This is a genomic window from Corallococcus aberystwythensis, assembly GCF_003612165.1.
Lineage (GTDB): Bacteria > Myxococcota > Myxococcia > Myxococcales > Myxococcaceae > Corallococcus > Corallococcus aberystwythensis.
Window position 1 is genome coordinate 1 of record NZ_RAWK01000353.1, and the last position, 8,589, is coordinate 8,589.

9 protein-coding genes are annotated in these 8,589 nt (G+C 70.7%); 6 read left to right on the forward strand and 3 right to left on the reverse strand.

From position 1 onward, the window contains the following. Positions 1–703: hypothetical protein (locus D7W81_RS37145; protein WP_208721608.1), on the forward strand; the 703-nt coding region annotated here is incomplete at its 5' end. 35 nt (positions 704–738) lie between these two features. Continuing rightward, entirely contained in the window at positions 739–1,746 is a 1,008-nt protein-coding gene (locus tag D7W81_RS37150; RefSeq protein WP_120560109.1) for an NAD(P)H-dependent glycerol-3-phosphate dehydrogenase, read from the forward strand. Positions 1,747–1,749: 3 nt separating this feature from the next. Here D7W81_RS37150 and D7W81_RS37155 read toward each other — a convergent pair whose 3' ends face one another. Continuing rightward, entirely contained in the window at positions 1,750–2,211 is a 462-nt protein-coding gene (locus tag D7W81_RS37155) for a hypothetical protein (protein WP_244227695.1), read from the reverse strand. Positions 2,212–2,261: 50 nt separating this feature from the next. Further along, positions 2,262–3,917 carry a GTPase HflX gene (gene hflX / locus D7W81_RS37160; RefSeq protein WP_208721610.1) on the reverse strand — a complete coding sequence of 552 codons (1,656 nt, stop codon included), beginning with the start codon at positions 3,915–3,917 and terminating at the stop codon, positions 2,262–2,264. A 169-nt stretch (positions 3,918–4,086) separates the two neighbouring features. Here hflX and proB point away from each other — a divergent pair, with 169 nt between their 5' ends. Next, a complete protein-coding gene (gene proB / locus D7W81_RS37165; RefSeq protein ID WP_120560111.1) occupies positions 4,087–5,211 on the forward strand; it encodes a glutamate 5-kinase in 1,125 nt (374 codons plus the stop codon). Positions 5,212–5,231: 20 nt separating this feature from the next. Here proB and D7W81_RS37170 read toward each other — a convergent pair whose 3' ends face one another. Continuing rightward, positions 5,232–5,705 carry a hypothetical protein gene (locus tag D7W81_RS37170; protein ID WP_208721612.1) on the reverse strand — a complete coding sequence of 158 codons (474 nt, stop codon included), beginning with the start codon at positions 5,703–5,705 and terminating at the stop codon, positions 5,232–5,234. A gap of 362 nt (positions 5,706–6,067) precedes the next feature. Between D7W81_RS37170 and D7W81_RS37175 the strand changes: the two genes are divergently transcribed. The 3 genes from D7W81_RS37175 to D7W81_RS37185 form a co-directional block, all read left to right on the forward strand. Continuing rightward, positions 6,068–7,093: a helix-turn-helix transcriptional regulator gene (locus tag D7W81_RS37175; RefSeq protein WP_120560113.1), complete on the forward strand. Its 1,026-nt coding sequence runs from the start codon at positions 6,068–6,070 to the stop codon at positions 7,091–7,093. After that, positions 7,090–8,019 carry a helix-turn-helix transcriptional regulator gene (locus D7W81_RS37180; RefSeq protein WP_120560114.1) on the forward strand — a complete coding sequence of 310 codons (930 nt, stop codon included), beginning with the start codon at positions 7,090–7,092 and terminating at the stop codon, positions 8,017–8,019. The genes D7W81_RS37175 and D7W81_RS37180 overlap by 4 nt, the downstream gene beginning before the upstream one ends. Positions 8,020–8,025: 6 nt before the next feature. Continuing rightward, positions 8,026–8,589 (forward strand): FHA domain-containing protein (locus D7W81_RS37185; RefSeq protein ID WP_147445757.1); only part of this gene is annotated, 564 nt, incomplete at its 3' end.

Consider the following 8,589-nt stretch of genomic DNA (forward strand, 5'->3'; position numbering starts at 1 on the left):
GGCTCGGCGGGCCGCGCCTCCGCCGCCGCCCGCCGAGCCGCCGCGTTCACACCGCCGGGTCAAGCCTCCCCGTCCTCCGCCTCCACCCCAGGCTCCGAACCGCTACGGGCTCTACGGCGGACGGTCCCTGGGCTCCGGCCACGTGGGCGTGGGCATGGAGCTGGGCTTCCCCTTCGTGTCCGCACGCGGCGTGTACGGCGTCCTGGAGCGCCTGGACCTGGGGCTGGGCGTGGACAGCGTCTACGGCCTGATGACCGAGCTGCGCGCCAGCGCCCGCGCCACCCTGCTGGACAGCCCCAACGTCAGCCTGGCCTTCGTGGTGGACGGTGGACGGGCGTTCTTCCTGCGCCCCCCGGACACGGAAGACCGGGGCGCGCGCTACTTGAGCGGCCGGCGCGACTGGAACGTGGCCCCGGGGTTCGTGACCTCCTTCCAGGGCGACAGCCCGCGCGGGTGGCGGCCGTACCTGGACGTCCGCGGCCTCTTCGCCTTCGACCTGGACCCCATCCAGCGCGACCCGCTGTCCGGCGTGCCGCCCGCGTGGAAGCTGGATGCGTCCATCCTCGTCCGGCTGGGCGCGGAGTTTCCCGCCGGGGAGAAGACGTCCTACGCTGTCTCGCTCGGCGGTGACTTCCGCAGCCGCTCCACGGATGCGGAGTTCATGCCCACGCTGTCCGTGGGCGTGGTGTCCGCGCTGTTCTGAAGTTCCCCCTCCCACTCTCGATTCGAGGTCATCTCATGCGCGGCAGTGTCATCGGTGCAGGTTCGTTCGGGACGGCGCTCGCCAATGTGCTCGCGGTGAATTGCGACGAGGTCCGCCTGTGGGGCCGTGAACCCTCCGCCGTGGAGGCCATCAACACCCACCACGAGAACGCCACCTACTTGAAGGGCATCCCCCTGTCCGAACGCGTGCGCGCGACCACGGACCTGGAGGAGGCGCTGGCGGGCTCGGAGATGGTGGTGCTCGCCACGCCCAGCCACGCCACGCGGGAGGTGCTCGCGCGCGCGAAGACGTTCCTGCCCAAGAGCGTGCCCCTGATCACCGTGTCCAAGGGCATTGAGAACGGCACGCTCCTCACCATGACGGAGCTCATGGAGGACTGTCTGCCGGAGGAGTTCCACCCGTACGTCGCGGTGCTCTCCGGCCCCAGCTTCGCCAAGGAGCTGGCGCGGCGCATGCCCACGGTGGTGACCATCGCGTCGCACTGGGACAAGGTGGCCCAGCGCTGCCAGAAGGCGCTCCAGACGGACACCTTCCGCTCGTACACGTCCACGGACGTGGTGGGCGTGCAGTACGGCGGCGCGCTGAAGAACGTCATCGCCATCGCCGCGGGCATGGCGGACGGCCTGGGCATGGGCCACAACGCGCGCGCGGCCATCATCACGCGCGGCCTGGCCGAAATCACGAGGCTCGCGGTGAGGAAGGGCGCCAACCCGCTGACGCTCTCCGGCCTGTCCGGCATGGGAGACCTGGTGCTCACGTGCACGGGCGAGCTCAGCCGCAACCGCCACGTGGGCATGGAGCTGGGCAGGGGCCGCAAGCTGCCGGACATCCTCGCGGAGATGAAGGAGGTCGCCGAGGGCGTGAAGACGGCGAAGAGCGCGCGCGACCTGTCCCTCAAGACGGGCGTGGAGCTGCCCATCTGCGAACAGGTCTACCTCATCGCCTACGAGGGCAAGAACGCCAAGATGGCGGTGGTGGACCTGATGACGCGCCAGCCGAAGTCGGAGCTGTCCGGCGTCTGAGTGCTAGTAGCGGCGCGGCTTGGCTTCCGGGCCCGCGCCGCGCACGCGCCACACGGTGAGCCGCTCGGAGTTGGTGTGGCTCAGGACGAGCCCCTCCGTCTGCATCTCCTCCAGCAGGCGGTTCGTCTTGAGCCGGTCCAGCCCGATGGTACGGCCCAGCATGTCGCCGGGCATGCCGCTGATGTTGCTGCGCAGCTCGTTGATGATGGCGCGCTTGAACTCGTTCTTCTGCAGGCCGTCGATGTCCTGCGTCCGCCACGCGGACAGGATGCCCCAGCCGATGAGCAGCAGCGTCACCACGGCGATGACCGGGTAGACGATGTGGCTGTTCTTCTCGAGCAGCTCGATGTAGCCGGTGGTGATGGACGAGACAGGCCGGTCGTAGTCCGGCCCGGAGTCCTGTCCGGGCAGACCTTCGATTTGGGCCGTCAACAGCGGGATGAGCAGTTTCAGCGCGGGAGCCAAGGCCCCCCGACTCTACGGGGAGGGCCCCCGCGCCGACAACCCGCCCACCGCTACATCACGCCCATGGACTCGGACGCACCCTCGGCGAACAGGGTGGTGTCCGCCTTGGCCAGCAACGTCGCCAGCCCCTCGCGCTTCGCCGCGCTGATGGCCACGCCGCCCCGGGACCGCAGGAGCGCCTCCACCTCGTCCGCGGGCAGCTGGTCCGCCTTGTTCCACACCATGAGGCGTGGCTTCTCCGCCAGGCCCAGCGACTCGAGGATCTTCTCCACCGCCTCCACCTGGTCGTCGCGCGCGGGGTCGCCCGCGTCCACCACGTGCAAGAGCAGGCTTGCGTCGTAGAGCTCCTCCAGCGTGGCGCGGAAGGCCGCCACCAGGTCCTTGGGCAGGTCCCGGATGAAGCCCACCGTGTCGGTGATGATGACCTCGCGCTCCTGCGGGAAGCGCAGGCGGCGGCTGGTGGGGTCCAGCGTGGCGAACAGCTTGTCCTCCGCCAGCACCTCCGCGTTGGTGATGGCGTTGAGCAGCGTGGACTTGCCCGCGTTGGTGTAGCCCACGATGGAGATGACCGGCACCTCGCGCCGGTTGCGCTGCGCCCGGCGGACGCTGCGCTCGCGGCTGATGACGTCGATGCGGCGCTCCAGGTTCGTGATGCGCTCGCGCACCCGGCGGCGATCGATTTCGAGCTTCGTCTCACCCGGACCGCGGCCACCCACGCCACCGCCCATGAGGCGGCTGAGCGAGTCATCCCCCTGCACCAGCCGGGGCAGCCGGTACTTCAGCTGCGCCAGCTCCACCTGCAGCTTGCCCTCCGCCGTCTGCGCGCGCTGGGCGAAGATGTCGAGGATGAGCTGCGTGCGGTCGAGGATTTTCAGGCTCGTCGCATCACCGATGTGACGGCCCTGCGACGGGGTGAGGTCCTTGTCGAAGATGAGCAGGTCCACCATGGACTGCATGGAGCGCAGGTTCAGGTCCTCCAGCTTGCCCCGTCCGATGAGGTAGCGCGGATCCGCTTCGCGCTTCATCTGGAGCACGCTGTCCACGACCTCCACGCCCGCGGTGCGCGCCAGCTCCTTCAGCTCCGCCAGGGAGGACTCCGCCCGGGCGCGGTTGCCGTCCAGGCACACCGCCACCAGGATGGCGCGCTCGCGGCCGGACACCGTGCGCGCGGCCGCCTTGCGGTTGAGCTCCTCCTCCAGCGCGTCCAGCGTGGCCAGCAGGTCCGGCTGTTCACCGTGCACGGAGGGCAGGGTGGACACGTGCCAGAACTCACCCGAGCCGTTCTCCGGCATCAGGTAGGCCCAGTGCAGCACGCCGGGCAGGCCATCATTTCCCACGCCTACGGCCGCCACGCAGTCCAGGCGCAGCAGCGCCAGGTCCGTGAGGTCGTCCTTCGTGAGGGGTTCGCTCTTGAGGTGCGTGTGCACCAGCCGCAGGCCACGCAGACGGATTTGACCGGCGCGCGCACGGCCAATGTCCGGCAGCTCCAGCTTGTGCGCGTTGCCCACGACGACGTGCTCGATGTCGCCCTTGCGGTTGATGAGGACGCCCACCTGACGGTTGAGCTCGTGCGACAGCTCGGTGAGGTGGCGGGCAAGCTCCGCGGACACGATTTCGCGCGGATCCACGCGGCGGCGGAAGGTGTTGCGCAGCCGCTGCTGCTCGCTCGACTTCAGGCCCAGGGTGTTGCCGTAGATTTCCTTCAAACCGTTTCTCCTGGCGCGGAGGTTGAAGGTTCCGCGCCCCATTCAAGACATTGGATGGACAGGGGCCGCCTGCGTTTCATGACAAAGGCCCCCGTTTCCTGCTCGCCTCGACGCCTGGTGAACAACCGTCCGCGCGCGTCCTTTCCCGTTCCAGCCTACGCTGACCGCCGTGACTGATTCCGCACGCAACGCGCTGCGCGGGGCCCGCCGCGTGGTGGTGAAGATTGGGACCAACGCGCTGACGAGCGCCACGGGCCGCTTCAACCGCGCCCACTTCGACGCGCTGGGACAGGACCTGCTGTGGGCCGCCGGGGGCCGGGAGCTGGTGGTGGTGTCCAGCGGCGCCATCGCGCTGGGCATGGAGCGGCTGGGGCTGCCCGCGCGCCCCCGGGACATCCCGGGCAAGCAGGCGTGCGCGGCGGTGGGGCAGAGCCGCCTGATGCAGGCGTACGAGGAGGCCTTCAGCCACGCGGACCGGACGGTGGCCCAGGTGCTGCTCACCCACGAGGACGTGCAGGAGCGCCGGCGCTACCTCAACGTGAAGCACACCCTGGACCGGCTGCTGGCCGCGGGCGTGGTGCCGGTCATCAACGAGAACGACACCGTGTCGGTGGACGAGCTGAAGTTCGGCGACAACGACACCCTGGCCAGCCTGGTGGCCGGCGTGGTGGAGGCGGACGCGCTGGTCCTCCTGTCCGACGTGGAGGGCCTCTACACCGCCGACCCGCGCAAGGACGCGCAAGCGAGCCTGATGCCCGCCGTGCCGCGCGTCACCGCGGACGTGCTGGCCCTGGCCGGCGACGCCACCAGCGAGGTGGGCACGGGCGGCATGGCGTCCAAGGTGCGCGCCGCCGCTCGCGCCGCGGAGCTGGGCATCCCCTGCGTCATCACCTCCGGCGCCGTGCCCGGCCGCCTGCGCGGCGTGCTCCAGGGGGAGGCGGTGGGCACGCTCTTCGAGCCCGCCGGACGCCGCAGCGCGCGCACCGCGTGGATCGCCCACGCCCTGCGGCCCCGGGGCCGGCTGGTGGTGGACGCGGGCGCGAAGGAGGCCATCGTCACCGGCAAGCGCAGCCTGCTGCCCAGCGGCGTGACGGGCGTGAAGGGGGAGTTCAGCCGGGGAGATCCGGTGGACCTCACGGACGCGGCCGGGGCGGTGTTCGCCCGGGGGCTGTCCACCTACGACGCCAACGAGCTCAAGCGCATCGCCGGGCGGCGGAGCGCGGACATCGAGGCGGTGCTGGGCTACCGCTACCTGGATGAAGCCGTGCACCGCGACGACCTGGCGGTGCTGTAGGGGCCCCGGGCGCAAGCCGCCTAGATGGAGCAGGAGACGGACTTCACCGTGCCGGGCGTCTCCTCCTTGAGCTGCATCAGCGCGCGGAACTCCGGAGAGTCCACCTTCATCAGGAGCAGCGACACCTCCAGCTCCCCCGGCACCCGGCCCAGCTGGAGCTTGCGCTCCTGGCCGTGCAGCAGGGCGAGCTGCGAGTGGCCCTCGCCCTCGGGAAGGGACAGGTCCAGCTGGAGCTGGAACGAATTGCCTTCACCCTTGGGCGTGAGCACCAGCCGGTAGTCCGGCGCCGCCGAGCCCGGACGGCGGCGCTCGGCGCGCAGCGTGCGGCCCGCTTCGCCCAGCAGCTTGGGCTGGGCAATCAGCCGTCCGTCGCGCCGGACCTCCAGCGCGAAGTAGAGCGGTTCGGAGCGGGCCTGCGCCGGGGTGGAGACGAAGGCGAGCAGCACCAGCGCCAGCCCGGGAAGCCACGTCTTCAGCAGGGAGGTGCGGTCCATGGTCGAGCCCTCGTCAAAGCCTTCCGTCCGCCGCGTCGCCCCCACGGCAGCCAGCGGAGCCTTCAGCAGTGGCCCGCCGTCGCTTCACACCCAAATCGACAGGGCCCAAGGAATAACCCAGACGCGCGCCGAGTGCGAGCCCCACGCCCGGGGTTGTCTGCTGGCTTGCGGACGAAACAAGGGGTACATGGCGATACCTGCTTGCCTGTTCAGGTGAGGGCGACTAACTCCTTCTGGACGGAGCCGGTCCCCTCGATTGTTCCCTCCCTGTTCCTTTCCTCTCCTGCTCCCTTCTCCCACCCCGGAAGTCCCCGGTCGCTTGATCTCCCGGGTCCTGTCCGCCACTGTCACCGATTTCCTGAATGGACCGCACGGAACGCATCCTTGATCTCGTGGCACTGCTGCTCGACGCGCGGGAACCCATCTCGTGGGCCGAGCTGCGCGAGCACTTCCCCGCGGACTACGGCGGCTCGGATGACGCCGCCGAACGCAAGTTCGAGCGCGACAAGGCGGAGCTCGTCGAACTGGGCTTCCCGCTGAGCTACGTGCAGGGCGACGACGAGCGGCGCGACGGCTACCTCGTCGACCGCAACGTCTACTACCTGCCGGAGGCGGACCTCACCAAGGAGGAGCTGGCCGTGCTCTACGCCGCCGGGTCCGCCGCGCTGGCGTCCGGCGCGTTCCCCGGCCGCGACGACCTGGCGCACGCGCTGCGCAAGATCGGCTTCTTCGCCGGCGAATCCCTGCCCACCCCGCGCGTGCGCATGGAGCTGGGCACGGGCCAGGAGGGCCAGGAGAAGGAGGTCTCCGCCCGCCTGGAGCAGCTGTGGGAAGCGTGCTCCACCCACAAGTGGGTGCAGATCACCTACGGCAGCCCGCGCAAGGACGGCGTCACGGAGCGGCGCGTGGACCCGTACGGCCTGGCGCTGCGGCGCGGCGTGTGGACGCTGGTGGGCTACTGCCACCTGCGCCAGGGCCTGCGCACCTTCCACGTCCACCGCATCCGCGAGCTGAAGGTGAACACCGCCCGGCCGCGCACGCCGGACTTCGAGGTGCCGGCGGACTTCTCGCTGGACGCCCATGTGGCCTACTTCCCCTGGCAGTACCGCTTCCACGAACCGCTGGAGGTCACGCTCCAGCTGACGGGGCCGCAGGCCTCGCGCGCGGGCTCGCTGTTCCCCGGCGCGGCGCTGGAGCCGGTGTCGGAAGGCGTCGTGCGGGCCCGCTTCCCGGTGACGTTCCTGGACGGGCTGGCGCGCTTCGTCCTGTCCCTGGGCCAGGACTGCCGCATGGAAGGGCCTCCGGAGGCGCGCGAGCGCCTGGAGCGGATGGCCGCGAACATCCTGGCGAAGCACGCGCCGGTGGAAGGTGAGCGGGTGAGCGCATGAGCAACGTCCATGAGCGGCTGCGCCGCCTGCTGTTCCTCGTCCCCTACGTCTCCAAGCACCCGGGCGTCACCGTGGAGGCCCTGGCCAAGGCCCTCAACATCAGCCGCGAGGACCTGCTGGAGGAGCTGGACCTGCTCACCTGCGTGGGCCGGCCGCCCTTCAACCCGGACGACTACATCGACATCTACGTGGACAACGACCGCGTCTACGTGGACCTGGACCAGCGCCTGTTCGCGCCGCCCCGGCTGACGGCGGGCGAAGCCGCGGCCCTGGCCGCCGCGGCGGAACTCCTGCGCCCGGCCACCGGGGACGCGCTCCAGAGCGCCCTCACGAAGCTGGAGGGCATCATCCCGCCCGCGGCCCGCGAGCGCTTCCGGGACATGTACCGGAAGATCGACGCCTCCGCGGACGCGCCCCCGGCGCTGGGGCCGCTCACCCGGGCCATCCTGGAGCGGCTGGAGGTGACGTTCGGCTACGCCAGCCCCGGCCGCCCCGCGGAGCCGCGCCGGGTGCGCCCCTACGAGCTGCTCAGCCACCGGGGCCAGTGGTACCTCCAGGGCTTCTGCCACACGCGCCAGGACGCGCGCCTGTTCCGGCTGGACCGCATGGAGGACCTGTCCGTCACCACCACCGCCTTCCTGCCCCCGCCGGACGCCCGCGCGGACGTGCCCAACCCGGCGCGCAGCGCCAGCGAGGCCTCCGTCCGGGTGCGCTTCACCCCCACGGCGGCCCCGTACGTGAAGGAGCGCTTCGGCCAGGACGCCCGCCCGCTCGCTGACGGAGGGGTGGAGGTGCGGGTGGCCGGAGACAGTGAGCGCTGGCTCACGCAGTGGGTGCTATCCTTCGGCGGAGAGGCGGAGGTGCTGGAGCCGGCGAGCGCGCGCGCCGCCGTTGCCCGAGCCGTACATGCCTCGATAGGCTCCTAGGACGACATGGCTTTCCAACTGACGATCTCCGAGGGAAAAGACGCCGGCAAGGAGTTCGTCTTCGACCAGGACTCCGTGCTCATCGGGCGCACTTCCGAGTGCGACGTGGTGCTGTACGACCCTGGCATCTCCCGCCGCCACTGCCGCATCTTCCAGGACGGGGATGGCTACGCGGTGGAGGACCAGAAGAGCGCCAACGGCACGCTCGTCAATGGCACGGCCGTGCAGAAGCAGGCGCTGACGGACGGCGACACGCTGACGCTGGGCCCGGTGACGTTCCTCTTCGCGCTCGCGGTGGAGGACGCGCCCACCGGCGAGGACGAGAAGCCCGCGGAGGACGGCGCCAACAGCACGCGCATCGTCTCCATCGACTCCTTGCGCAAGCAGCGCAACAAGAAGGCCGCCGCGGCGCTCGTGCCGGAAGGGGTGGACGAGGAGGACCTGCAGGGCATCCGCGCGGAGTCCACGCGCATGAACATGCGCGCCATCCGCCGGCCCACCTCCAACGCCCAGCGCGCCGTGCCGCAGGAGCCGCCCCCGCCGGAAGCGGACGCTCCCGCCGCCATTGAG